Raw genomic sequence first — 26791 nt, 5'->3', positions numbered from 1 at the left:
CTCGAGTACATAGAAATGCTCAGGGATAATTACTTACTTATTTTAATGAAGCCAAATTTTATGAAACGACATCCTGAACATATCACCCTGATAATCTATCTCATGATTGTGCGAAAAAATTATAGTTGCTAAATCAATAGCAAAAGTATCAAAGAAACTATGCTCAATAATCTTTTTTTCCACGGGACTCGACTCAATAAAATTATCTTCACCACTGTAGATAGCTACATGACAAGGAATAATGCCGTGTTTACTGACAGTAGAAAATAAAATTAAATCTCCTGGCACTAGATTTTCTTTGTGCGGATCAAATTGCTGAGTTTTATTGTACCAGCACCCGACAGACCTGCCTATTTCATTTGCTCGATCACAATCAGCCACCATGACTGCAGCATAGATTAATCCCGAACAATCAAAGCCACTCCCTTCCAGTGCAGAATTACCACCCCATTGAAAGGGAAGCTCCAACAATTTTCTTGCCTGAGATAGCATTATTCGGCATTTTTCTTTAGCATTTCTTTTTTTTGCATCTTTAACAAAAACAACATCATCACTGCTGATAATAAAATTAGTTCCAACTATTTGAAGATATCCATCGGTATCTTGATAGTTATCTACATGAAAAACCGCCCCCATTGGAATTTGTTGAACTTGATCGCCACCCACACGGTAGATATCGGCGAGCTTCACTGAAACACATGCTCTATCTCGGCCAATTAAATCTTCGTCTATAAAAATAAAATTTGGTTTTTCTTTAACAAATCCAATGAAATTATTTCCTTTGATCCAAAACCCAAAAGCACTGTTCGTTTGGAACTGAAAAGAAAATTCAGAGCCAAAGAGCATTTGACTTATTTGATAGCCTCTATGGTGTGCTTCTGAGTAATAAAGATCTGCAGGCAGTATGCTTGGAGTTTTTTCTGTACACAATAATCTCTCCATAGGTCCGACAAACATTAGTGTTGGCTTGTAATCAAACTCTGCAGCATGAATTACAAGGCTCAATAAAAAGAAACTAAAAGGGTAAAATTTCACTTGCATCTCCTAAAAATTACAAATTTTTCCGAAAGGGTCCGCAGCTGAACATTAAAAATCAGCACCATTTGACCACAACTTCTTTTGGCTAAATAATTGCCAGGAGAAGATGCATAAGCATCCACATTTTTGTATACGTAGTCTCTCCTGCAACCAAAGAATAAATCTTGGGTTACAGCTTAATTGACTGTGGTAGGAAAAGTCCTTTTAAAGTTCATTATAGCCTCTCTATACTCGGCAAGTTTTCCACATTATTAGCATCTATTACTAATTGTTTTCTTTAAATCAAGCCTGAATTACAGCACCGATACCAGTCCCAGAAATTACTTAAGCCTCCTTTAATTTATTCCTTGCTTTCGCTTTGCTGCTGGCATTCAGAAATTGAAGGCTTAAGCTGATTTCTGGAATTTGCTATGAGCAATGGTTAAATTCTTTGTAGAAAAAAGCAAAAGATCATGGAAATTACCGCGGTAACCGGCATCGTCACAATCCATGATCTGGCTATTCTCTTTATAACCAAAACATCAATACCGCCAATGCCTCGAGCAAAACCCACCCCAATAACTGCTCCCACTAACACATGGGTTGTAGACAAAGGAAGACCTAAGATTGTACCTAATAAAATCGTAAGGGCTGCAGAAAATTCTGCTGCAAAACCTCGTGTAGGAGTAATTTCTGTTATATTTTTTCCAACAGTTTGAATGACTTTTCGTCCAAAAATTGCAAGTCCAATGACAATACCTACCCCACCTACCAACAACAGCCACAAAGGCACATGAGTCTCTTTGTTAACACTATTGTCCACTAAAGCTGAAATAACCGCCGATGCTGGACCGATGGCGTTGGCTACATCATTGCTGCCATGAGCAAAAGCCAAAAAGCAAGCTGTAACAAACTGCATTTTGGCAAATATTTTTTCGGTGAGAATTAATAATTCATCACGCCGATTAGAAGAAGGAGATATTTTCTCGATCAGAATATGAAAAATAAACGCGACCAGTAGACCCAATAAAATTGACGCTATTATTCCCCATACTCCCACATAATTATCTAATACCTTTTTGATAAGCTTGGGAGTAAAAGCACTGCTTAAAATAATAACAGCGCTTCCGATCATAAAAGGAACAATTTTTTTCGAGCGCCCAATAGGATCATTGCTATCGATGATAAATCTCAATATAAATCGTAAACATAAAAATGCTATTATTCCCCCCAAAATTGGGGATATCAACCAACTAGAAAAAATGGCTCCAAGTTGAGAAAAATTAATCTCTCCCCATCCTCCGCGCATAATGGCAAAACCCAAAACCGCGCCTACAATACTATGAGTGGTAGATACGGGTAAGCCACGAAAAGTTGCAAACTGCAACCATAGAGAAGTTGCCAATATTGCGCCGGTCATTCCTAACGCAAACCCATAAGGGTCAGCAGCAAAAATTGTGGGACTTACAAAGCCTTGCTTGATGGTGCGACTGACTTCGTCGCCAATAAGCAATGCTCCTAGGAATTCACAGATAGCTGCCAGGACAATCGCCTGTTTGATCGACATTGCTTGGCTACCAACAGAGGTACCCATTGTATTTGCAACATCATTGGCACCGATGTTAAAAGCCAAATAAAATCCCGCAATGACGGCAATGACGACAAGAATCAAAACAGGTTCCACGCGTACTTCCCTGCTAAATTTTTATTCTGAGGTACATATAGTTAGTTTTCCACAATGAGAAAATACACTAAATGATATTATTTTGTTTCTATCATAAGCCGAATATGACTCATCATTCGCTCACAACTATCAGAAAGCTTACCAACACGCTCAATAATTTTTATCCACATTATAAGGGCTGCAGGGCTCAATTCATTTTCCAGCTCAAATAATCGTTTACCCAATTGATCTTGCGCTTTGTCAGCTTCGTGCTCAAGCCTGTCAATATGGCTAATACGATTGAGCACCTCCTCGCCATCAGGGCCAGAGAAACCTGCTTCTAAAAGCCTATCCAGAGAAAAAACAACTTGGGCAGATTCATCGACTACTTCAATGGTTTTATTTAAAAAACTCCCAAAATTTTTCTGCAAAGCATCAGGCATTATCATCCAACGCATGGTTAATAAAACACCCACGTCTTCAGCACTATCAGCAACAGAGTCCATATTAGCGAGCACTTGGAGTAAATCACGCCGTTCGATGGGCATAATTATACTTTTCGCCACTCTCATGCGTAAGTCTTGTTTTATACGATCGCAGTCATGCTCCAGCACACTTATTTCTTTGGCGAGCTGCTTAACTCTATCTTTATTGCCGTCAAATAAAGCCTCAAAAATTTCTTTAACTTTCAAAACGCATAATTGAGTCTTTTCCATATGCTGCTTTAATGAAGCAAAGGGATTTTTACTAATCAGATTCCACAACATAATTTTCCCGCAATAAAGTTCGGCTGTTCACTTACTAGCGATATAAAAAACAAGAAGCAATAGCGCCCATAATTTTGAATGAAGTCATTGTAGACTAATACGCTACCAAAAATGCTGCAGCACTACTAAGACCTATACAGAAAAAACCTATAGAAAATGCCCATTTGTCAAAAGTACTCAACCTTAGAATTTCTAAGCACTTTAAATTTTGCTGTTTACTTATCTCAGCCACTCCAATAATACCATGCACTAATTTCCTTGCCCGATAAAAATTACCTACAACATAATTTTTATTAGCTAAAACTAAAATGCTATCTATTTCATTCAGATTTTTCTTTGAATCTACTTTTGTCATATGTTTTCCTAATCTCCTCGCATTTATGCGTTTTCTCCGAATGCTCTCCGCCACGTTTTATGCTGCAATTCGAACAAAAAAGGCATGGGATCTTGTAAATCAAATACATCGTAACATGTTGTAGTTTTTTGCTTACCCAGCAAATGTTTTATTTTGTCCCATGCTGCAAGATTATGGCTCAGGGCAAAAATATTTTTAACAACATGACCTGCATTAAAAAACTTTGAAGCTGCATCCCCTATAAGCCAACGCATAGCAACATGAGGTCGGGCATTCCTCAGTTGATTGAGATCTAATGTTTCTTGGGCAAGCGCGTAACAAATGAGGGGGATATTAACACCCGCAGAAATTGAAAGCTGCAACGAGCCCCAAAGGCGCCCGATTAAAGAAATCAATCGATAGTTACCACGCTCGTCCTTAATAAATTCAGCCTTAAACGGCCCCTGCCATTGAAGTGCCTCTAATAAATTTTGAGTATGCTTCCTGATCACAATAATGGGATCAATGGTAAGCGCTAAGGTGGCAACTTCATTATAAGGTTCTTGCTCACTTAATCGCTCTTGAAACCCTTCTACAACCACTTTAGCTCTATCACATACACCAAAATAAGATATGGCTCGTTTGGTTCTATAGGCACTCACTAGAGCACCATTTTTAAAAAGTTCAGGATGACGATTAAAAAGAATGCGTAGATGTCGAGCAGATTTCGCGACAAAACGTTTATTTACACGACGTGTTCCGTCTTCTCTTTCGGTCCAAGGGATAATGGGGCGAAATAATTTAGGCCATACCGACCCTTCAAGCAGAGACATGATCATCTCGAGATCGCTATCTCCCGGAATTCTGATGAAAGGCGCACAGGGAACGCCCAATGATTCAGCAAAATTATGAAGCGCTTCATGATCCAAGGATCGAACTACCGAATAATGTGGCGGCAAAATTTTTTGAGCGCTTAATGGCAGAAGATCTCGAAAACGCGAGATAGCCCAAAATGCATCATCGCTACCGACCAAGAAGCATGATGCATATCGAGCTTTCAACTCGTCAGCAATTTGTTGAGTAAAAACCTGCGCACTCACTTTTGGATCATTAGTTAAAAAACTTGACGAAGCGAAACGAGACCACATAGAAAGAGAGGGTTTTTTGTAGGACGACACCGCAACTGGAATACCAGCTCTTCCCAAGGCGCGTACTGCAGACAAACTAGCTCTTGTTTCGCCACAAGTAATTATTATCGTCATAAACCAACTTTTTAAGTCCTACCAAGAGGCTCATTTTTATGAAATCACAAAAAATATCAGACATGTTTTCAAACTACATCTATCATCAAAACGCTCTGCTAAAACCTACTTAGCTCTTCAATCTCTCTCACTATATCAGATACCTGCGGTAAAACTTCCTCCTCAAGATCAGAATTGTATGGCACTGGCGCATCTTTTGCTGCAAGGCGTTTTACCGGGGCATCAAGATCCATAAAACAATTTTCGGCTATATCACTTGCGATTTCTGCACCAAAACCCATAAAACGCATATCTTCGTGCAGCACCAAAATTTTGCCTGTCTTTTTTACCGATTGAAAAATAAGTTCACGATCGTAGGGAACAATCGTACGCAGATCAATAATCTCTACGCTTATCTGGGAGTCTTCTAACTGTTGAGCAGCTTCCAGCGCTCGCTGTACTAAAATGCCATAGGTCACCACCGTAACATCCCTACCAGCCTTCCTGATAACTCCTTTACCAAATGGGATTTTATAACCTTCTTTGATCGGTAAACATGAACGGGCAAAACTTTGCCTATACAATGCTTTATGTTCTAAAAATAAAACTGGATCTTGTCCTGAAAGAGCTGTTTTCAAGAGACCATAAGCATCAATAGCTGTTGATGGAAGCGCTATCTTAATTCCGGGAAAGTGAGCAAAAGTAGCCTCAATATTTTGAGAGTGACACAAACCACCATGAATATAACCGCCAACGGGAACTCGAATAACAACTGGCGCTGAAAATTGATTGTTTGATCGATAGCGAATTGTGGCTAGCTCGTTTCTTATTTGCATCATTGCTGTCCATATATAATCGCCAAACTGAATTTCCGGAACAGGTCGAAAACCTCTCATAGCGAGACCAATAGCCACTCCAACAATACTTGCCTCGGCCAAAGGCGCATTGAAACACCTCTCAGTTCCAAATTGGTCGCTCAATCCTCTCGTGGCAGTAAAAACACCGCCTTTCCCATAAGCAACATCCTGACCGAATACCAATACCTTTTCATCGGTAGCCAATGCTTCTTTCAAAGCTTGGTTAACGGCATCGACGAGAACGACTGGCTCTTTTCCAAGTTTTACATCTGTAACTAAAGGGGGTTCTTTTTGATTTGACCATACATGTGTGATGGCTTCGCTTCGAGCAGGGTTAGGAGTTTTTAATGCTCTATCAGCTGCTTCATCGACATCATTTTTAATTTTACTTTCTCTATGAGCTAAGTTTTTTTCAGTAATAATTTTCTCGCTCAGCAATTTTTTTCTCAACGCCTCGATTGGATCACGTGCTAGATCTTTGGCGAGTTCTGATTTGACACGATATTTTTTCTGATCGTCTGATGAGCTATGAGATAGAAGACGGACAACATCCGCTTCTACCAAAGTGGGCCCTCCCCCCGAACGTGCATGCTCAATAGCAGACTTTAATACTTTAAAACTCGCTTCTACATCACAGCCATCAACTTTTTGGGTTCTCAAACCGAAAAAATTTTTATGATTGTCAGCAATTGCTGCTCCAGGACGTTGTTCTTGAATATTAACACTAATAGCGTAGCGATTATTTTCCACTAAAAATACAATGGGGGCCTTAGCTCGGGCAGCCCAACTCAATGCTTCGTAAAACTCTCCTTGCGAGGTAGTTCCATCTCCTGTTGTACAAACTGTTACCGCCATTTCTTCTTTGGGATTTTTTTCATGGATGCGCATGGCCGCGAAAGCGCACCCCAATGCTTGAAGAAACTGCGTTCCGGTTGACGACGAGCTGGTAGGAATATTCAAGGACTTATTACCGTAGTGCATAGGCATTTGCCTGCCACCGCTGTGTGGATCTCCTTGACGCGCCAAAAATGCGAGAAGAAATTCATAGGGACTTTGTCCTAGAGCCAGACAGAGCGTTTGATCGCGATAGTAGGGAAACAAGAAATCCAGTTTTGGTCTCATTGCCAAACCACAAGCCATCTGAACTGCTTCGTGTCCCATTGCTCCAATATGAAAATAGCTTTTGCCTTGTCGTAGCAAGATAAGCATCTTCTCATCAAGGCTACGAGAACAAAACATTGTCTCGTAAGCCTTTAATAAGACATCGGCTTCTAGACCATGAGCTTTAGTTATACGTTTAGGATTCTTTCTCTTTGAGGCTGTGGTAACCATGGCTGTACTCATGTTTATCTCGTATTGCTAGAATGCAAACCGATACTGCACAAAAAATTCTCATTTTTCAACGCACGAAAAATAACAGCCTTTGCAATGTGCTTGAATTATAACGACCCAAGAAATTAACTGAACCTTTAATTTCTTCTTAGTCCTCGCTATGTTGCGAGCGCTCAAAAATTAAAGCCCCAGCTAATTTCTTGAGTTACTATGAGCTAAAAATTTAGAAAAACAGCGTAATCATCAAAGAGCACAGTAAGGTTGTATAAAAAGGAATTTTTATATAGGGAAAAGCAAAGAAATAATTGAGAGCACTAACAATCATTAAAATAATAGTTGCAGGATACAACACCATCAATACTGGTATTATCATGCGCATAATGCCATCAAAACCTAAGAGTGACATAACGAGAGTAATCCCCATTGTTATACTCAAAGAGCGACCATAGCTAATTTTTTCACGGCATACTTCTTTTTTAATATATTCAGCTGATACCAAGGCAAGAGAAATAGCGGTCGTCAAGCATGCCAAAAACACGATCGAATTGGCTATGAGACCTGCTGTTTTCCCCATGGTGAGAGTTGCTATAACACCTAATAATTTGTCTCCAGCGACCCCAGTTAATGCTCCCCTCAAATTTGCTGCAACAAAACTAAGCCCACAGTACACACTAAATAAGAGCAGACCTCCTACTACGCTTGACTTCACAGCAAGTTTTAATAAAGATTTTTTGTCATTTATTTTTTCACCTAATACATTACGAAATGATGGAATCACGGCGCTTGCAAAAAACAGCGCAGCAAAAACGTCAAAGGTCTTATAACCCTCAAGAAAACCAAAACGCACCATATCCCAAGCGGCTGCTTTATTATCAACTAAGGTTTCTATTTCATCGGCTCTAAGACCATTAAAAATTATTATAGCCAGTGAGATAAGAAGAATCGGGGTTAAAAAATTTCCAATGATACCGACGACATCGTTTTCTTTATAGGAAAAGATAAAAATCAAGAGGCAAGAAACAACAGCAAAGCTTGCTAGGTTTACTGATTCAAAATAAAGCGAAAGCGTTGAGTAGGAAAAGGCAATGCAACGAGGTAATACTCCAAAAGGCCCAATCAAAGCAAGAATAGCAAAAGTAATAAGCTTGCCTGGTATGATACCGATTTTTTGGAAAAATTGTTCTTGCTCTCCATTGTAGAGAAGCATCAAGCATATGCCAAAAAATGGCAACAGAATTGCCGTTGCAAAAAGCCCCAACATAGCCCAGACATTTTGTTCAGCTGCAACCCGCCCAACTCCCACAGGAAAAATTAAATTACCAGAGCCAAAAAACATGGCAAACATAGCCAAACCCGCAGTAAAAAAATTGGCACTAAAAAGTTGCTTGATCTTATCCATATTAACCACCAAAAACAAAAAAACCGGCTTTGGGCCGGCCTTTTTGGGAATTTTAACTTCAACAAGACTATCCCTTTGCCAGCATAGAGTAAGCTGGAAAAATAATACTTAGTGTTTGAACAAGGGATATAATCATGGACCAACGCTAAAATACACAAATGAATACGTCAATACATTCTATTGAAAAGCCATAATCGATACTGACTAGCGATCGCTAAAAGAAATTAAATTAAAATTTCCAAGACGATTTAATTCTTTGGGATCTATAAGCTTGACAACTTTAATTCCCAACGTTTCCGAAAGCGGAAGCAAACCTATAAGCACAGGCAACATTGCATTTAAATTACTTTTGAAGCTTCGAGCATTCAAACTTTTCATAAAGTTGTCCACATCTTCCCACCTTAAACGCTTCTGAGCTTCCCCGGTGGTATCTAAAAGCAACACTTTACTAAAGTCATTGCTTATACCCACAACACTTAAATAGTGTAAAGTAAATTCATTAGGGTTTACTACTTGCATAACAATGAGAGGTCTATTCTTATTAACATTAGCTAAAACTTCATCAATAAAATCTTGTTTGCTTAGGGAGTCTAAAGCAATATGGTGAGCACCTTTAGCACCATGATGTGCTAGATATTCAGGCAAGCTATGAGGCATAGCGCCAACAATAAAATGCTCATTCCCCCTTTTATCTACTTCAGTTTGAAGTTTTAAAGAAGGAATAAGCTTCTCTATCTCTGGTTTAACATCTTTAGCGAATACAGCATGAACGCTTACTGGATACTCTTTTAGAACATTTGGATCAAAACGATTTTTACCCGACGCTACAATAGCATAACCGCAGCTAACATTGCCGCATCCCCATGTGGTTTCTTGCTGAGGGACCTTTCCAATCCAACTTAAAAGGGTTTTATCATCGATGCGTTTTTTAAGCGGTCCCTTAGGCGTTTGACTTTCTTGAGGTTTACTGCTTTTTAGGTTCAAGCCTCGCGATTTATTAATTACTCCATCTACTACTCTATCCGGTAATCCACCTACTACTCCATCCGGACCACATGAATTCAACAAATACAACATAATTAACAATATAACTCTTTTCATTTTTTATTTCCTTATTAATAACAACTACAATAATTTAAGTTATTGAAAAAAATTTCAACCCCATACATAAAAATATAAAATTAACCTCTTAGATAGAAATAATAACTGTAATTTTACTTATTTCACACAATTATCTCTAAATCTCTAGCTGCTTTCTGCAAAGGTGCAAATGCTGCCTCCAACAAACGCGCTTGCTGAAGCTTGTGAATTTTTGGAGATCCTGTTGCAGGAGAAGCACTTTCAGCCCGCCCGACATAGCGAATATCTATGTTAAGCTTAGACATTTGGTCTTTAACGAACAAAAACGCACCACTGTTTCGTGGTTCTTCTTGTAACCAGATTATTTCTCGAGCAGACTTTTCTTCGATAACGCGCATAATCTCTTCGGTTGGGAAAGGATAAAGCTGTTCTAAACGTACTAAGCGCACATTGACAGGTATTTTTTCCAAAGTTTTCTGGTAGCGCACAAGATCCCAATATATTTTACCGCTTACAAAAATCAGACGATCAAGTGTTTTTCGTTTGTCGCTTATGGCATCTGGGATTACAGCTTGAAATGATCCACTACTAAGATCACTTACCAAAGATGCCGCATCCTCAGCACGTAACAAACTCTTATGGCTAAAAATAATCAAAGGCTTCTTTTTTTGCTTAGCCTGTCTTCGCAACAGATGGAAAAGTTGCGCTGGGGTAGAACAGTTGCAAACTCGCATATTACCCTGGGCACAAAGTTGCAAAAATCTTTCAATACGTGCAGAGCTATGCTCTGGCCCCTGACCGTCATAGCCATGAGGCAGCATCATAACCAATCGACTCTTCTGCCCCCATTTTGCTTCACTTGATGAAATAAACTGATCAATTTGTATTTGAGCTCCGTTAAAAAAATCTCCGAACTGAGCTTCCCATACAACCAAAGATGAAGGATGACTTACTGAGTAACCATACTCAAAACCCAAAACTCCCTCTTCACTCAAGGGTGAATCATAAATTCTAAAGCGGCTCGGCTGCCAAATTTCCTCTCCTTCATCTCGAGATTTGCGCAAATGATTGAGAGGAATATACGGCCTCCCATCATTGATATCGTACAAAACAGCATGACGATGGGCAAAGGTTCCTCGCCCACAATCTTGCCCGCTCATACGGACAGGAGTCCCTTCCATAAGCAAGGATCCATAGGCAAGAATTTCTGCTGCACCAAAATCAATCTTGTGCTCACATCCGAATAACATTGATTTACGACGATTCAGCACATGCTCCACCACTCGTGGATGAAGCTCTACCAGCTCTGGATCATAGGTGGTACGTTCGGTAATCTGTTTTAAAATTTCTTCATCGACAGCGGTAGGTAAATCTTGATGAGTGGTTGTGATTACATCAAACTCATCAAGCACATGTTCTTTAGAAAACGAACTTCTTCCTTTTTCTCTTACGGCCAAAAGCGCCATCTCTAATTTTTGATGATAGCTTTCTTCGATAGATTTCACTTCTTGAGCAGTAATATCTTGTCGGCGAATCAAAAAGTCAGCATAAATTTGCGCAACAGAAGGATGATCTTTGATGGCTCTGTACAAAATAGGCTGAGTAAAACTCGGTTCATCTCCCTCGTTATGCCCATGCCTGCGATAGCACACAACATCAACAATCACATCACTTTTAAAACGAGCCCTATACTCAAAGGCTATCCTGATTGCCCTTAGACCTGCCTCTGGGCTATCACCATTGACTCTAAAAACAGGTATGCCAACGGCTCGTCCAATGTCTGAACAATTCTGTGACGTACGAGCTCGCTCGGGTGGTGTTGTGTAACCAATCTGATTATTAATGATGATATGAACAGTTCCACCTGTTCTAAAACCTTGTAGCCCACTAAGTTGCAGCGTTTCATATACAACTCCCTGTCCTGCAAAAGCTGCATCCCCATGGATCAAAATTGGAATTATTTTATCTCGCTCACGATCACCAGCCAAATCTTGTTTCGCTCGTACAATACCTTCGACTATTGGATTTACTGCCTCAAGGTGAGAAGGATTGCATGCAAGTTCGACTCGAAGGGCGCGAGACTCTTCACGATCAGAATTTCTTACCGGACCATGGTAACGATGAATCCCTTTAGCTCCCAAATGATATTTAACATCACCAGTGCCTTGAATAGTTTTTGGATCAATATCATCAAACTCGGCAAAAATTGCCTCATAAGGTTTACCAACAATATTGGTAAGCACGTTGAGTCTACCCCTGTGTGCCATTCCAATAACTGCTTCACTTGCGCCATATGCCGCTGCAGAATCCAGTAGACTTCTCAGCAGAGTTATAACGACTTCTGCGCCTTCAATACTAAAACGTTTATGGCCAACAAAACGCTTATGCAAAAAATGTTCTATTCCTTCAGCTTTTACTAGGTCATGCAAAACGCGTTTTTTTTCTTCGATACTAAACTCTTCGCCCTTTTTCTCTACATTGTGTTGCAGCCAGTTTCTTCGCTCTACGTCATGGATATACATGTATTCAACACCCATACGACGGCAATAAGTCTCACGCAGACGCTGCAATATCTCACGCAATGGAGCAGTTTTTTTATCAAGAAGACCTAAAGTATCAAATGGACGATCGAGATCCCAAATAGTAAGCCCATAACTTTTGAGATCAAGCTCTGGGTGCTCTTGAGGGATCAAGTGCAAAGGATCAACATGAGCGAGCAAAAAACCCAAGCGGCGATAAGCATGAATGAGCTGGCTCACCCGCATAGCTCTCTCGGTTTGTGTAGTGCTCGCGTGTTGACCTAAAATAACTGCTTCATCTTTCCTTAGACGATAGGGTTGATGAGGAATTTTTAGAGAGTGATAAATTTCCTGATAAAGTCCATCTTCTCCTACCAAAAGATCGTGCAAATAGCTCAACAACCTCCCGGACTCAGCTCCTTGAATAATGCGGTGATCATAGGTTGAGCTTATGCTCATAACCTTTCCTATTCCTAAAAGTTGCAGTGTTTCAGGACTTGCAGCCTCATATTCAGCAGGATAACCAATGCTCCCCGTGGCGATAATACACCCTTGTCCTTGCATAAGACGAGGATTGGACAGTACTGTCCCAAGGCCTCCAGGGTTGGTAAGTGTTACGCTCGTGCCCATAAAGTGTTGGGCATCAAGTTTGCCAGTGCGGGCAAGAGCCAAGATCTCATTATATTTCTTAAAAAATGCAGCAAAATCTAAATTTTGAGCCGCCTTGATGTTAGGCACTACAAGCGTTCGTCCCCCATCTCTTCCAGGCAAATCGATGGCAAGCCCAAGATTGATATCTTTTCTGACAACTTTAGCTGGCTGTTTATCCTGTTCACTGTACCCATTATTAAGACTAGGAAATTTCTTGAGCGCTTTTACCAGGGCATATGCGATTATATGAGTATATGAACAGCGTGCTTCAGCTTCATCATTCAAATATTCATTGATGATCAGACGATTCTCTTCGAGAACCTTTACAGGAATGGTGCGAACCGACGTTGCGGTAGGTACCGATAAGCTCTCTTGCATGTTCTGAGCAATTTTTCGAGCAATACCAACCAAAGGGATATTATTTGTTGCATCCGATAACCTTTCTTTTCCTTGCTCGTGGCTTTTTTCGAGAACTTGAGCTGATACGAAAGGCTGTTGCTGCTCTCTTTTCGCTAAAACAGGAGTCCCCTCAAAATAATCTCGCCACTCTTTACCGACACTTAAAGGGTTTTCAATCCATTGAGAGCGCAATATCTCTACATAGCTTTCATTAAGGCCAAAAATATCATCTTTTTTTGTATCAACCACTGCATCAACCTCAATGTTTGAATCCGATCTTGGTATTTGACGACGACAATAAAGTTTTGAAATACCAATAACTCACCTTCAAAATTTTTAAAGCGCCTTAGGCAATAAATTGAAGGCTTTCATTCAATTTGATCCACTAATATTTTCCTCACATCTAAGAGTTAAAAACAATAAAAATAACTTAAAATTTTCACTAAAAAATAAAATTATATTTTTTGCATCACTGAGATCTTACTCAGTGTTCACCACAATCTCACAAACTATATATTTATTCTTACAAACAGATATAAAGGGAGCCCCGCTTAAATTCTAAAAAAATGCACATATATTTTTTATTGCTATTTTACTGCCGAACAAAAATTGTTTTTATCAGACATAAAATATTATCATCATCCTGAAATATATTATTAATGTTGGATACAAGATTGAAAGCGGCAGCATACATATTAACAGTATTTTCTTTATCTTTTATATTCTCATGCGCTGATGTTTTAGAGCCCGAGTACACAAACGAAAAATCTATTGAGCTTTTTCTAGGTGAAGCCTCATTGCGCTCTGCGCCCTACTTAAAAATAAAAAATTCTGCCTTTTCTAGAGAATTTTTGTTTTACGGTTCTTTTATACCCATGCTTAATTCTCCCACTGGTCATTCTTTTAAAGGCCGCATCATCCGCTTTGAGCCGTTTGATGACCGCGTTATCATGCTTGAATCTCCAAAGGGCCATATTATTCCTAACACCATAGACAGCAGCATTCTCTTAGCAGAATTCCCCATAGTTCAGCACGAAAGCGATGGAATCGTAATTGATTTTGCCAAAGGAATGACAAGCGCTTTTACAACAAGAAATGTTCACTCAAAAGAATTGTCAGACAAAAATTCCAAAATCAGCGAACAGTTCCGCGCCATATTCCTTACCCTGAGCTATGTAAAATCCATTAGTGTTGATGAAAATGTACTCACCATCAACCAAATTGCTCAATGGCGCAATGCTAAATCGGAATTGCTCTCTGCTGAATTTAGATATTTTCTGCGCGAATACTCACCTTCTCCTACTTTTAAAAAGAAGGCATTTAGCAAAAATAGATGGGAGCAATACTTTTCCACTCCACCTCAGCTCGTAGGGCCAACCACTCAAACTAGTGCCTTCATTACCAAGTGGCCAACTGAAAGGCCAATTATTTTTCACATAAGCGCCAATACTCCTCCTCAATTCAAAGATGCTATCCGTGATGGTATTTTGTTTTGGAATCATATTTTTGGCCGAGAATATATAATCGTTCGCGATCTGCCCGAAAATATTTCTGCCCCACACCCACATCTAAATATTGTGCAGTGGGTACCGTGGGATAATGAAGCTTCTGCCTACGCAGACATGGTGATAGATCATTTAACCGGTGAAACATTGCAAGCACAAATTTATCTCAGAAGCGGCTGGGTTTTAAAATCAGCTAAAAAACTAAAAACAGAACTAAGCGAACTCCTCTTAGAGAGTTTCACAAAAAATGATGAAGCGGATAGCAAAGATATTCCCATACCAAGCATGTTCGATTACCAAAAATCGCAATCCTATGATTTGAGCAACTTTGAAGCTTTGGTTGAGCTTTCACAAAAAATAAATTCTACCGAAATATCTGATTCCTCTTTGAGCGTATTGACGTCTGATATCATACGAACCGTGATCGCCCATGAAATGGGTCACGTGCTTGGGCTAAGACATAATTTAGCCTCATCACTTATGTCAAATATCAACCTTAATGAACGCAGCGAACTTCTTAAAAACTACTTGAGTCACGCTAACGCCCCCTTAGGTGCGAACAAATATTTGTCCGAAAGCATCATGGATGTTTTTTCTGCAGCTGACGATGCTCTTATGGGATCACAGATCAGAGAATTGAGCAGCACTGATTATGCTCATAGCCCTTTGGCTACTATTTACCGCTATGATCGCGAGGCGATTGATTATGGCTACTCAGATATCCCAATGAAAGGTGATACTCCATTTTGCAGCGACAACGATATTAAACACTATGTTGACTGTCAGCGATGGGACAGCAGTAATACTCCAGTGCTTTTTGCTATCGAACGCCTCAATTCTTTGCCGCTTAAAGTCTCGGTAGTATTGGCTCAGACTTTTATGGCAGCCCTTGATCCTAAGAGAACAGATGGGCCTCTCAGGGCTTCAGATGTACCGCTCTCCTCAGCTGGGGTAGTAAAAAATCTCGCAACATCAATCAAGCAGCTTTTTAGTTGGTTCAACCAAAATGCTCGTTCGATTCAAATAGAATATAAAAATCCTATATATGGCCTTCAAAACAGAGATGACCTTACAAAAATGCGCTTTGACTACATTCGCAAGCAACTTGAAAGTCTCTCTATCGGCAACGAATTATTTGGCCTTATGCCTCCCTTTCGATCTCAAAAGATGAGCGCTAAACAGCTCAGCACAAATTTTATTACCGAGCTTATAAAACTTATCTCACAGGCGCAAAAAGATGATCCAAACTTTTTCATAAAAGAAGAAGAAATAGTCGATGCACAAAATATTGCCACTAAATTTTTCTCTGCGCTCAATAACGAGTTGATTGTTGTATTTGCTACTATACTGTCCCGTATGCAATTTGATGATCCAAAACTTCAACTCCCTATTGAACAGGCTTTAGGTAAAATTGCCCAAGAAATTATATTCAAACTTGATAAAGATTCACCAAATTCTGTATCCCTCCCTCACTTTGCTTATCCATTAGAAGTTCGCGATGCAGCAGCTTATCTGCTCAATCCTGCTATGGGTATTAGCCCTGATTGGTCTTTTGATAATCTGCAGCGTGTTATCCAGGAGCTTGAGTTTCTAATGCGTGAGCATGCATCCACCAAAAACAAAACCACCATTGATTTAAGCGCAAGCACTCGAGAGTTAAGACAGTGGCTCCTAGAACAAAGTCGTATTATCAGCACGTTGAAGCGACTGCAGGGATTTAGCAGAAGATTCCCCCACTCAAAATAAACAAAAAATCATCCAAACCTTGCCAACCGCTATCTTTAGCTCAATCCAAAGCTTGGGACTTATAGCAATCTTTAGAAATTAACTGTCCCCCCTCATGTTTTATGCATAGCAAGCAATGAATCAAGTTTGTTAGCAAAAGCCTGGCGTTCTTTTAATCCCAATGTCTTTGGCCCTCCGAGCATCATTCCGCTATCACGAAGCTCCATCATCAAATCGCGAGTTGCTAAATGATCTTTTATATTTTCTTCAGTATAAAGTTCTCCTCGAGGATTAATCACATAGCCACCTTTAGCGATCACATCATTGGCTAGAGGAATATCAGCACTTATCACAATATCGCCTCGAGACATTTTTTCTACTATGGCTTTATCAGCCATATCAAAACCTTGAGAAACCTGTATCGTACTTACTAAACCGGTCATAGGAATTTTTATTGCTTGGTTTGCCACCACCACTACAGCAGTATTGGTTCTAAAAGATGCTCTGTACACTATTTCCTTGATGACATTGGGACACGCATCAGCGTCTATCCATATTTTCATGTTTTCCTCTCCTTATTATTTTTTGACTATAGAGATTATTTTGCTACAAGGAATTCCCTCAACTTACTCCAATAATTTTTCTATAAAAATCATTAAATACCGCAAAACAACACCCAATTGACAACAAATAAAACCAACATTAAAAACAATGATAATATAAATAATTAAAGGAACTTTTCATGAAAATATTTTTCATATTAATATTTTTTTTAACAATACAAAAAACTGCTATTGGCATGGAAGACTTTGCCAAAAAAACTATCCCTTCTCATACTGTATTGGGTTTTGGTACTCAAAGTATTAACAGCGAAAATAGCTTTCTTGTGAAAGAGGCGCTCGATAATGGTTACCGTCTTTTTGATTGCGCACAAAAGTACGACAATATCGATATTATCGCACCAATTATCGTTGAAAACAACCGCAAAGAAAGCTTTATTATATACAAAATAAGCCCACCAACAACCATTAAAGAATACAGGAACACAATTAACGATATAACAAAAGTTATTAATACACTAAAATATATCGACTGTTTAATGCTTCATTCAACACATGATTTTCACAACAACATCGACAGTGACGTAGCAAAATACATGATTAACAACATTTTAAAATTTATGTCTAATGATGTAGTACACAGCTTTGGTTTAAGTAATATTGGGATGATGTATCAAAAAATAATAACTGATTTTGAGAAGCAGAATCTCAAAGTTTCGCTTATTGAAAATCATTGTAACCACAACACCATATCCTTTGAGCCCACCAAAGGACTACTTAATTTTTGCAAAGAGAACAATATTGCTTTCATTGCTTACGGCACTCTTGGTGGTATTACTTATCAAGGTTACTGTCAGGCTCTTTGTAATGTTTTTAGCCCTGCAATTTGCGTAAATAAAATAACCCATCCAGCAATTATTAAACTTAGCAAAAAGCACCACATAGATCCCATGATGGTTGTTCTTGCTTTTTTGAGTAAAAAATTCGGCATGCATCAAATTCCCACAACAACGAAATCTGAAAGAATTATCAACAATTTCGAATCGTTTAATAAAGCAATGAAAATCCTTATCGATGAAGATTATCATAAAATTAATACAGAACTTGGTCTTATCACCGAGGATATAACAGAAAAAATCCCCCAACTTTTTCTTAAGGGAATTAAATATGCTTCGCGTATGCAACTATATAATCACCTTGTAAACACTAAACATCCCCTTATTAAAACAATTGAAAAAGCTCAATTCATGTATGGGGAAGAGCAATCAGAAATTGATAGGTTCGTAAATAAAATGATGTACATGGCAGAACAAGCACTGCAGTATAATGTTGACGATAGCTTCAAAGCACTATTAGGACGCATCAATAACCTACTCAATACAGATGATGATAATTATCGATCCCTGATAGCGCCACACTTAAAGTCAGTGTTAAACACCGAAGTCAATCAAGCAGGCGGAGCTTTGGTAATGCAATTTATCCAAGACCTTTCCACTATTGAGCTGTTAGAATTTCATAAAAATTTTTTGCTAAAGGAAAATTTCACCATCATCGATGATTCTGAAGCAGAACCAAATTGGCCCGATAGATCTGTTATCATTGCGAGTCAAAAATTGAATAAAATTGTTAGATTCACCATATCTGAAACTACTACCGTGGGTGAACTCACAGAAAAACTTCAATCATATGGATTTAGCGAAGCATTACTAAGCTACGGTGACAGTATAAATCTGTCACTTATGGAAAAAGATAGCGTTATTACAAAACATGAATTTTTTAGTATGTGCAACAATAGCTTTTCAATTGATGAAGACGATGCTTCATTTGAAAATTTTATTGTGCGTTTTTCTCCATTTTCAGACAAAAATAAAAATTTTTATAATATGAGCTCTCAAAATCCTAACTAAAAGCTAAAAACTCTCATGTAGATGATTTAACCCTGCCCCACTCAAAAAAGTGGGGTTATTTTTTTAAATTTAAATTTTAAATTACTTCTAGAATTGTTTATGAACAAACATATTTCTTGAGCTAAAAAACAAAATTACTTTTAGGACGCACCATGAGCAATCTTCAATCATCAAGCTATGATTACATAATTATTGGCTCGGGCTTCGGCGGATCAGTATCAGCCCTTAGACTTGCGCAAAAAGGTTATAAAGTTTTAGTGCTTGAGGCCGGACGGCGATTTTTCGATCAAGATTTTGCTAAGAACAATCGTGATATTAAAAGATGGTTTTTTTGGCCTCGTTTAGGTCTTCATGGCATCATGCGTATGAATCTTTTTAAAGATGCTTTTTTTCTTGGCGGTGCTGGAGTTGGTGGTGGTTCATTGGTCTATGCCAACACGCTTTTAAGACCTCCCGAAAGTTTCTTTAAGGATCCTCAATGGGCTCACTTGGGAGACTGGGGAAAAAAACTTTCTCCTCACTATGATACAGCTGAACGCATGCTTGGTGTGAGCCAACAAAATCATCTAGCCCCAGCTGACAAGGTTTTAAAAACAATCGCTCAAGAAATGGGAAGAGAGCATAGTTTTCATCAAACCAGGGTAGGAGTATTTTTTGGCGAAGCCAATAAAACTGTCGATGATCCCTACTTTAATGGCCTTGGTCCTAAACGCACTGGGTGCACTTTATGCGGCAATTGCATGGTGGGGTGCCGCGTGGGAGCAAAAAATACTTTGGTAAAAAATTATCTCTACTTAGCCGAAAGATTAGGCGTTACTATCATTCCCGAAACATTGGTGGAAAAAATAGCTCATCATCAGGACGGAAGCTATTCCATACATGCTCGCCAGGGTGTTGATTTTTTGCGCTTGGGAGCAAAAAAAATATTTCATGCTCGAGGAATTATTTTGTCTGCCGGCGTGCTCGGCAGCGTGAAACTTTTACTTGAAATGAAGCACAAAGGATATCTGCCCAAACTCAGCTCATTAGTGGGAACTTATGTGCGCACCAATTCCGAAGCCCTCGTTGGAGCACGAGCACAAGGAGCAGAAGATCTATCCAAAGGTCTTGCTATCAGTGCAGGTTTTTACCCAGACGAAAAAACTCACGTTGAAGTTGTGCGTTATGGTGCAAAATCCGACACTATTGGTTTGATTTCAACCCTCCTTGCTGGAGGTGAATCCATGTCGATGCGCTGGGCAAATTACTGTGCACAAATTTTTTTGCATCCACTCAACTTTTTAAAAAATTGGCGTTTAAAAAATTGGGCCAAAGAAAGCATTATCTTGCTGGTAATGCAAACGCTGGATAACCATCTGCGTTTAAGCTACGAGCGTCGATGGTATTGGCCATTTAGAAAAACTATGACGACATCTCTCAATCGAGGACAAAAAGTTCCCGCCTATCTTCCAATAGCGCACAGCATCGCTCAAAAAATGGCCAAACACTTCAAAGGTTTTGCTCTAGGATCAACTCCTGAAATATTGCTCAACAAAGCGACTACCGCGCATATTTTGGGCGGTGCTGTCATGGGGAGCGACGTATCAAACGGCGTAATCGATCAGCATAATCAAGTATTTGGCTATAAAAACATGTATGTTATCGACGGATCAATGATCCCTGCAAACTTAGGAGTAAATCCAAGTCTTACCATTACAGCCATGGCAGAATATGCCATGAGCCATATTCCTGATAAATCACAGGCTTAAAAAATATTATGGTTTCTAAGAAACTATAATAATCTCTAAACTCGGCGAAATAGACCACGATAAATTGGCATTCCTTGCTCTAAACATTTTTTTTCACGGTGGGTTTGTGCTTTGGTGCTCTGAATAATTTTTTCTTCAGCCAATTTTTCATCTAGGGTAAAAGCCCCGTGCTGATTGATGAGCTCGCAATAAAAATCAAAAAGTTCTTTAACATCAGTCTGTAATAAAATGCTGCCATCTTCTTTTACTCGCTCATGCAAGGCCGTCAAAAAAATTTCATTGAGCACCAAACGTTTTTTGTGACGCGCCTTCCACCACGGATCGGGAAAATTAACAAAAACCTGATTGATTGATAAAGGCTTAAATAACAGCGGAACTACCAACCACGCGTTACCATGAAATGCTGCTGCGTTCTTGATATTTTCGCGGACAATACGTCTTTGCGCTTGATTAATAAATTCGTACTTCCATTCAACACCCACCATATTTCGATCAGGGTAATTGATAACCCTATCAAAAAAGAAATGAGGCCGCCCGCAGCCAATTTCAAGATCAACGGGCTGCTGATTGGCAAAATAGCGCTGCCAATCGATATTGAAGGGATACATTGTAGGAAGACTTTTAAGGTTGAAAGTTTTAACAGTTGTCATATAGCTACTACTCTAAATTTTATTACTGAGATACCATTTTTACTTGTGTACTTTATTTAAGGTAAGCCATGAAAGTTTTCGGCATAAGCGATCTACATCTCTCATTCTCAAGCGACAAGCCTATGGATATTTTTGGCGATCATTGGCGCAATCATGCCGATCGCATGGCCGATGAGTGGGACCGCCTGATTCAAGACGATGATGTCGTTCTGTGCCCTGGCGACTTATCCTGGGCCATGAAATTAAGCGAGGCCCAGGCTGACCTAGACTGGATTGCAGCACGCCCTGGTCTAAAAATTTTAGTCAAAGGAAACCATGACTTATGGTGGAGCGCCATTGGGAAAGTACGCTCGGCTCTTCATCCTTCATGTGTGGCTCTGCAAAATGATGCCTATGATATTGGCCCCTTTGTTATAGCAGGATCGCGCTGCTGGACTGCGCCTGGCTCCTTTGACTACACCGAGCATGATGAAAAAATTTATTTACGAGAATATGAGCGCCTTAAGATGAGTCTTGATCGTGCCGTAGCACTGGCGCCTGATAAGCCCATCCTGGCCGCAATCCATTATCCCCCCTTCACCGTCCGCAAAGAAAACACCAAATTTGCCGACCTTCTTGAAAAATATCCCGTAAAAATATGTGTTTATGGCCATTTGCATGGCGAAAAATCTTTCCGCTATGCCTTTGAAGGTGAAAGAAATGGCATCAATTATATGCTGCTTTCATGTGATTATTTAAACTTTAAGCCACGCCCAGTTTGGCCATTGATCAACGCCGATGAAATAAAGGCCTGCTAAGATGAAAAGCAAAAAAATATGGAAGCTGCGCCAATTAAATTCGCAAATAGAACAAACATTTATATCTGAACTTGGGCTCTCTCATGTACTGTCAGAAATTTTGGCACGCCGGCCTCTCCATTCTTTGGAAGAGCTCAAAGATTTTTTACAACCTAGCCTAAAAAATCTCAAAGAGCCCTATCAATTTGTTGATATGGAAAAAGCTGCAGGCCGTATTGTAAAAGCCATCACCACGGGTGAACACATTGGACTTTTTGGTGATTACGATGTTGACGGCGTGTGTTCGACCGCACTTTTAAGCCAGTTTTTAGACATGTGTGGTGCACAATTTTCTAGCACCCTACCCAACCGAATGAACGAGGGCTATGGCTTGAGTGTTGCTGGTGTCGACAGACTCCATCAGCAAGGTGCTCAACTGATCATCACCGCTGATTGCGGTATCACCGCTCATGCTCAGATTGATTATGCTCGTTCGTTGGGAATAGAAGTTATTGTTGTGGATCATCACGAGGTGGGTGATTCATTGCCCAACGCTTATGCCGTGGTGAATCCCAAACGCCAAGACTGTGAGTCTGATGCCTCTTACTTGTGCGCTGCGGGTGTTTGTTTTTTTTTAGTGCTTGCCATCAGAAGAATTCTTAGAGAGCAAAATTTCTTTAGCATGGAAGCTCAGCCTGATGTCAAAAAACTTTTAGATCTTGTAGCATTGGCGACTGTCTCTGACGTCGTACCGTTGATAAAAGATAATCGTATTTTGATTAAAGCCGGCTTGGCAATACTCAAAAAGGGTCAGCGAATTGGTCTTAATGCTCTACTTGAAGCATCAAAAATTAATAGACAAAAAATATCTTCCACCAATTTGGGGTTTCATTTGGGTCCGCGCATCAACGCTGCAGGCAGACTAGAAGATGCAACGCAAGCATTATTTTTACTTAATCAAAAAGATTCACAAAAAGCGCTCACCACTGCTTACGAGCTGGATGTGATCAATCAAGAAAGAAAAGAAATTGAACGAGCTACAGTTGAAGAAGCGATTGCCATTGTTGAGTCCTGGCCAGATTATCAACAACTACCAGCCTTAGTGCTTCATCAAGAACATTGGCATCCTGGTGTAGTGGGAATTGTTGCCAGCCGTGTTGCTGAATATTTTCACCGCCCAAGCATAATCATCGGCGAAAAAGGCAAAGGATCAGGCAGAAGTATTCCTGGTATTGATCTTCATGACATGGTTCTTAAATCTTCACAGAGCTTGAGTGGTTTTGGCGGCCATGCTCACGCCATAGGTCTAACGCTTGGAACACAAGGAGCCGAGCAATTTCGCAAAGATCTTCTGCGCACTTTTTCAAAATCCGTCGATCAAGAAATTTTTATTAAAAAAATAAGTTACGATGCCGAACTGGATCTATCTCAAATCAGTTTAGCTTTGGTTGATGAGCTTTCATTGCTTGAACCGTGTGGTGCAAAAAATCCTCATCCTGTCATTCGCATTAATGGCTGTTTCATGCGCAACCTCAGACGCTTAAATGGCGGTCACCTTAAAGGCGAAATAGAAAACAGCAAAGGACGTGCCTCTTTTATCGCGTTTCGCACTGATATTAGCGATGAGCTTGTATCGACACCGCTGGATATCTTGGCTGTCATTGAAAAAAACGAATGGCTGGGAAATGTTTCAGCTCAACTACGCCTGCTCGATTACAAAAGAAGTGAAGGCATGATTTCTAGTTCTCCCTACACATAGTTCTGTCTGAAGTGAGCAATCAAGTACCATTGTAACTTGGTTGATATTCAAGTTTGCAAAGAGAATATCTGGAGCAAAGGAGAACTTATTATGACTAACAATCTGCTATTAACAATCTTTTTTCTGAGTGTCTCGGCATTTTCTTCAGATTTTGATCCCAATCAATATTGTTGTTCACGAGAAGACTGGGACGCTCAAGACACAAAAGTGCAAGAGCTTTCATTTCATTCTCAGAAATTTCTAAGCTTATTATTGGTCATGCCCTAACAGGCGCAAAGCATTGCCTCGAAAATTGTCCTCGCATCATATTAGCCCTGGTTCTCGATTCATGAATAGATTCAATGAAATAATTGACGCGGCCAACAATTACATCGCTGACAATCATTAATACATTCTGTTTCCCTTTTGATTTCGTTGGTTACACAAAAATAATCTGGACTTAACTAAGCTCAATAGAGGTCCGTCACATTAATCTCATAAACCGGGGCATTAGGTATTTTTGTAGCGAGACTCCCCTTGAGTGACCTCAAAGTATCGATATTCTCCTTCAACAGCTTCACAAAAGAAGAAAATTTTTCTTTATCATCTTCTTTTGGATTATTGACAAGCCTATCGACAAGCATATTTGCTATGGCCCACCATAACTTATTCATCATTTGCAATTGAGGCCACTCTTTTAAAAGCTCTTCAGCATTTTTCTTTATGTTTTCTAGTAGATTAATCTGAGCTTCATATTCCAAGGACTGCAAAGCAAGTGCTGGTCTCAAAATTTTGTCATCAAGCATATGAAAATAGCGTTCCATTTCTGCTGAACCAGTTCCAATAGTTTTGAAAATATCAACGCTCGCTAAGAAGAAAAGTCTATTTATACGCTTTTCAAATTTGCCGTTATTCCAAGGCCTTGGACTTTCACTAAAAAGAATTTCTAGAATGTCTTCTAATAAACCTTCTATTGATTCAGATTTAAAAATAAAAGAACGCTTAGCATCAGGTGATAACATGGCATATTCTTTTATCCATTTATCATAATGCTTAACCGTATCTTGTAATTGAGTATCTCTTCTATGGGGAATACTTACGTCAATCAATTCTCCGCCAAATATCTTTTCCTCGGAATCTCCATTTTTTTTGCGCACCATTTGAAACTGCACCTTTTCTCTTAACAAGTAAAATTTTGCAAGCTTAGTTTCGTCACCTGGCCTTGAAAATTCCAAAGATAAGTTGGTGCTATTTGCAAGCCAATGAGGCTTTTCCCCCACTAAAAGAGAAACTACTTTATCGGTGGGTCTTGGCACATGCACTTGTTGAGAATCAAAGGCTCCTATGTATGGGCAAAAGCTTTTTGGGTCGGCTTGTGCATCCAGAAGTTGCAGCTGAAGAAATTTAGAGCGATACCACTTTTCTTTACTTGGATCTTGCAAGATCTTAAGATCATTTAAAGTTTTCATATAATCTGCAAGTACCGATGAAGCTGATGAATTATCAAACTGAAGGAAGTCAAAATATTTTTTTGGCGCCGCATTAAATTGGTCGCGGATAGTATTAAGCGATCTCGAAACTATATCTACTATATCTTCACTAACAACGTCAAAATCAAGCTTTGCGATATTCGGATCAATAAGCACACTAAAATCAGCATCAGAGCGTTTAAAATAATCACCAAATTTTGCTTCCAAGATCGCCCGTGAAGAAGGAGGAACTCTATTTAGAATTTCTGCATTGGCGAGCATCTTTAAAACATTTCCACCTTTGAAAATAAAAAATATCTCGTGTTCGCTCAAGCCATGTTTTTTTCTGTAGGCATCTAATTCCTTATTGATTGTAGTATAGGTAGCCTCAAGGAAGTTATACAGACTTTCTGGCGTACGGAAAAATTCCTTGACCACTATGTCTGTGAGCACCTCTTTAACATCTCGGTTTTCATCAACAAATTCTTCTTTCTGAGTTTCAAATACACTCACTGATGATTGCTGAGGTCTAAGGCAATCGACTTTGCCAGTTCTACTTGACACTATTTTTTTGGCTCTTGGAGCAGCAGTCAGGGATGGCATGCTCAAGTAAGCTGGTTCAGCAAACGATATAAGCGCAGTAATTAGCATGCCAAAAAACATCAATAAAAAAGCTTTATTAATCATTTTATTACCAAAAATAAATTCAAATCTTCTCTATCTAATATTTAATGAAACTTAAAACAACAATATTTTTTACTCAAAAAATAATTGGCTCTTGTTCTGCTGACCACACAGGATATTTTTTCATGATGATTTCAAACAAAGGATGGCACAAAAAGCAATCAAGCCATGTACTGAGCTTTTCAAATCCAAGCTGCAAAAAATATTCTTTGTCAACCATGACCGCCTGACGAATAAAAGGAAACAAAGCGATATCTGCTCTGCTCATTTTTTGACCGATAAGAAAATTATTTTTCTGAAGCATTTCTTCTAAGTTAGAAAAATATTGGCAAAGATTTTTCTTGGTTTCCTCAAAATCAACATCAGGATAAAGATCTTTGTATTTGTAGCGATGCAGAATTTTTACAAAAAATAAATCGTTGTCTTGAATAATTTCTTCGATTTGTTTTTCATCGTGACCTGAAAGTTGATTGATCTTTTGTGGGTCATTTTGTTTTAGAGCCCAGTCAATGATTTCTAAACTTTCATCAAACACTGTTTTATCTGACAAAACTAAAACTGGAACCGTTGCCTTGGAAGATGCTGCTATTAAATCTTTTGCTTTATTTTTAAGATCTATTTCTCGTATGTAGCAAGAAATCCCTGCATATTTCAAAGCAAAACGAGCCCTCATAGCATAGGGACAGCGGCGAAAAGAATAGAGAATATTTTTTTTACACATATTAAAGCCAAAGTTTTTGATTTTTTTTGATCAAAAACTTTATGTGCCA

19 protein-coding genes are annotated in these 26791 nt (G+C 39.2%); 6 read left to right on the top strand and 13 right to left on the bottom strand.

Annotated elements, in window-relative coordinates; all coding sequences use genetic code 11:
* Positions 1-42: 42 nt before the first annotated feature.
* The 9 genes from H6731_10255 to H6731_10215 form a co-directional block, all read right to left on the bottom strand.
* Positions 43-1035, bottom strand: coding sequence for a C40 family peptidase (locus H6731_10255; protein ID USN50628.1), 993 nt, complete (start codon positions 1033-1035; stop codon positions 43-45).
* Between the two features lie 424 nt (positions 1036-1459).
* Entirely contained in the window at positions 1460-2701 is a 1242-nt protein-coding gene (locus H6731_10250; protein ID USN50627.1) for an inorganic phosphate transporter, read from the bottom strand.
* Positions 2702-2778: 77 nt separating this feature from the next.
* Positions 2779-3447, bottom strand: coding sequence for a TIGR00153 family protein (locus H6731_10245; protein USN50626.1), 669 nt, complete (start codon positions 3445-3447; stop codon positions 2779-2781).
* Between the two features lie 94 nt (positions 3448-3541).
* Complete coding sequence (locus tag H6731_10240) at positions 3542-3802, bottom strand: hypothetical protein (GenBank protein ID USN50625.1); 261 nt, start codon at positions 3800-3802, stop codon at positions 3542-3544.
* Between the two features lie 23 nt (positions 3803-3825).
* Positions 3826-5043, bottom strand: coding sequence for a hypothetical protein (locus H6731_10235; GenBank protein ID USN50624.1), 1218 nt, complete (start codon positions 5041-5043; stop codon positions 3826-3828).
* 98 nt (positions 5044-5141) lie between these two features.
* Positions 5142-7223, bottom strand: coding sequence for a dehydrogenase E1 component subunit alpha/beta (locus tag H6731_10230; GenBank protein ID USN50623.1), 2082 nt, complete (start codon positions 7221-7223; stop codon positions 5142-5144).
* Between the two features lie 211 nt (positions 7224-7434).
* Positions 7435-8610 (bottom strand): branched-chain amino acid transport system II carrier protein, encoded by a 1176-nt coding sequence (locus H6731_10225; protein USN50622.1) that lies wholly within the window; start codon positions 8608-8610, stop codon positions 7435-7437.
* Between the two features lie 204 nt (positions 8611-8814).
* The gene (locus H6731_10220) at positions 8815-9711 is read right to left on the bottom strand and encodes a hypothetical protein (GenBank protein ID USN50621.1); all 897 of its coding nucleotides are present in this window, start codon (positions 9709-9711) and stop codon (positions 8815-8817) included.
* Between the two features lie 122 nt (positions 9712-9833).
* Complete coding sequence (locus H6731_10215; protein USN51981.1) at positions 9834-13484, bottom strand: multifunctional oxoglutarate decarboxylase/oxoglutarate dehydrogenase thiamine pyrophosphate-binding subunit/dihydrolipoyllysine-residue succinyltransferase subunit; 3651 nt, start codon at positions 13482-13484, stop codon at positions 9834-9836.
* Between the two features lie 449 nt (positions 13485-13933).
* Here H6731_10215 and H6731_10210 point away from each other — a divergent pair, with 449 nt between their 5' ends.
* Entirely contained in the window at positions 13934-16510 is a 2577-nt protein-coding gene (locus H6731_10210; GenBank protein USN50620.1) for a zinc-dependent metalloprotease, read from the top strand.
* Positions 16511-16602: 92 nt separating this feature from the next.
* Here H6731_10210 and H6731_10205 read toward each other — a convergent pair whose 3' ends face one another.
* Positions 16603-17052, bottom strand: a complete 450-nt coding sequence (locus H6731_10205; protein USN50619.1) for a YaiI/YqxD family protein — start codon at positions 17050-17052, stop codon at positions 16603-16605.
* 179 nt (positions 17053-17231) lie between these two features.
* Here H6731_10205 and H6731_10200 point away from each other — a divergent pair, with 179 nt between their 5' ends.
* Together H6731_10200 and H6731_10195 are read left to right on the top strand one after the other, a co-directional pair.
* Positions 17232-18956: an aldo/keto reductase gene (locus H6731_10200; protein USN50618.1), complete on the top strand. Its 1725-nt coding sequence runs from the start codon at positions 17232-17234 to the stop codon at positions 18954-18956.
* 152 nt (positions 18957-19108) lie between these two features.
* The gene (locus H6731_10195; protein ID USN50617.1) at positions 19109-20704 is read left to right on the top strand and encodes a GMC family oxidoreductase; all 1596 of its coding nucleotides are present in this window, start codon (positions 19109-19111) and stop codon (positions 20702-20704) included.
* A 35-nt stretch (positions 20705-20739) separates the two neighbouring features.
* Here the strand turns inward: H6731_10195 and trmB are convergent, their stop codons facing one another.
* A complete protein-coding gene (gene trmB, locus H6731_10190) occupies positions 20740-21354 on the bottom strand; it encodes a tRNA (guanosine(46)-N7)-methyltransferase TrmB (GenBank protein ID USN50616.1) in 615 nt (204 codons plus the stop codon).
* A gap of 68 nt (positions 21355-21422) precedes the next feature.
* Here trmB and H6731_10185 point away from each other — a divergent pair, with 68 nt between their 5' ends.
* The 3 genes from H6731_10185 (at position 21423) to H6731_10175 (ending at position 24156) form a co-directional block, all read left to right on the top strand.
* Positions 21423-22151 carry a metallophosphoesterase gene (locus H6731_10185; protein USN50615.1) on the top strand — a complete coding sequence of 243 codons (729 nt, stop codon included), beginning with the start codon at positions 21423-21425 and terminating at the stop codon, positions 22149-22151.
* A 1-nt stretch (position 22152) separates the two neighbouring features.
* Positions 22153-23889: a single-stranded-DNA-specific exonuclease RecJ gene (gene recJ, locus H6731_10180; protein ID USN50614.1), complete on the top strand. Its 1737-nt coding sequence runs from the start codon at positions 22153-22155 to the stop codon at positions 23887-23889.
* 90 nt (positions 23890-23979) lie between these two features.
* Complete coding sequence (locus tag H6731_10175; protein ID USN50613.1) at positions 23980-24156, top strand: hypothetical protein; 177 nt, start codon at positions 23980-23982, stop codon at positions 24154-24156.
* 182 nt (positions 24157-24338) lie between these two features.
* Here the strand turns inward: H6731_10175 and H6731_10170 are convergent, their stop codons facing one another.
* Both H6731_10170 and H6731_10165 read right to left on the bottom strand, forming a co-directional pair.
* Positions 24339-26024: a hypothetical protein gene (locus H6731_10170; protein USN50612.1), complete on the bottom strand. Its 1686-nt coding sequence runs from the start codon at positions 26022-26024 to the stop codon at positions 24339-24341.
* A 73-nt stretch (positions 26025-26097) separates the two neighbouring features.
* Positions 26098-26742: a glutathione S-transferase N-terminal domain-containing protein gene (locus tag H6731_10165; protein USN50611.1), complete on the bottom strand. Its 645-nt coding sequence runs from the start codon at positions 26740-26742 to the stop codon at positions 26098-26100.
* Positions 26743-26791 lie beyond the last annotated feature (49 nt).

The organism is Myxococcales bacterium (assembly GCA_023898405.1).
Classification (GTDB): domain Bacteria; phylum Myxococcota; class UBA727; order UBA727; family JABDBI01.
The sequence above is the reverse complement of the archived record's forward strand: the minus strand, read 5'-3'. Positions and strand labels throughout refer to the sequence as shown.

Excerpts from the sequence above, each read along its gene's own strand:
- H6731_10245 (USN50626.1), bottom strand. The coding sequence starts at position 3,447 with ATGTTGTGGAATCTGATTAGTAAAAATCCCTTTGCTTCATTAAAGCAG.
- H6731_10240 (USN50625.1), bottom strand. The coding sequence starts at position 3,802 with ATGACAAAAGTAGATTCAAAGAAAAATCTGAATGAAATAGATAGCATT.
- H6731_10235 (USN50624.1), bottom strand. The coding sequence starts at position 5,043 with ATGACGATAATAATTACTTGTGGCGAAACAAGAGCTAGTTTGTCTGCA.
- H6731_10230 (USN50623.1), bottom strand. The coding sequence starts at position 7,223 with ATGAGTACAGCCATGGTTACCACAGCCTCAAAGAGAAAGAATCCTAAA.
- H6731_10225 (USN50622.1), bottom strand. The coding sequence starts at position 8,610 with ATGGATAAGATCAAGCAACTTTTTAGTGCCAATTTTTTTACTGCGGGT.
- H6731_10220 (USN50621.1), bottom strand. The coding sequence starts at position 9,711 with ATGAAAAGAGTTATATTGTTAATTATGTTGTATTTGTTGAATTCATGT.
- H6731_10205 (USN50619.1), bottom strand. The coding sequence starts at position 17,052 with ATGAAAATATGGATAGACGCTGATGCGTGTCCCAATGTCATCAAGGAA.
- H6731_10200 (USN50618.1), top strand. The coding sequence starts at position 17,232 with ATGAAAATATTTTTCATATTAATATTTTTTTTAACAATACAAAAAACT.
- H6731_10195 (USN50617.1), top strand. The coding sequence starts at position 19,109 with ATGAGCAATCTTCAATCATCAAGCTATGATTACATAATTATTGGCTCG.
- trmB (USN50616.1), bottom strand. The coding sequence starts at position 21,354 with ATGACAACTGTTAAAACTTTCAACCTTAAAAGTCTTCCTACAATGTAT.
- H6731_10185 (USN50615.1), top strand. The coding sequence starts at position 21,423 with ATGAAAGTTTTCGGCATAAGCGATCTACATCTCTCATTCTCAAGCGAC.
- recJ (USN50614.1), top strand. The coding sequence starts at position 22,153 with ATGAAAAGCAAAAAAATATGGAAGCTGCGCCAATTAAATTCGCAAATA.
- H6731_10175 (USN50613.1), top strand. The coding sequence starts at position 23,980 with ATGACTAACAATCTGCTATTAACAATCTTTTTTCTGAGTGTCTCGGCA.
- H6731_10170 (USN50612.1), bottom strand. The coding sequence starts at position 26,024 with ATGATTAATAAAGCTTTTTTATTGATGTTTTTTGGCATGCTAATTACT.
- H6731_10165 (USN50611.1), bottom strand. The coding sequence starts at position 26,742 with ATGTGTAAAAAAAATATTCTCTATTCTTTTCGCCGCTGTCCCTATGCT.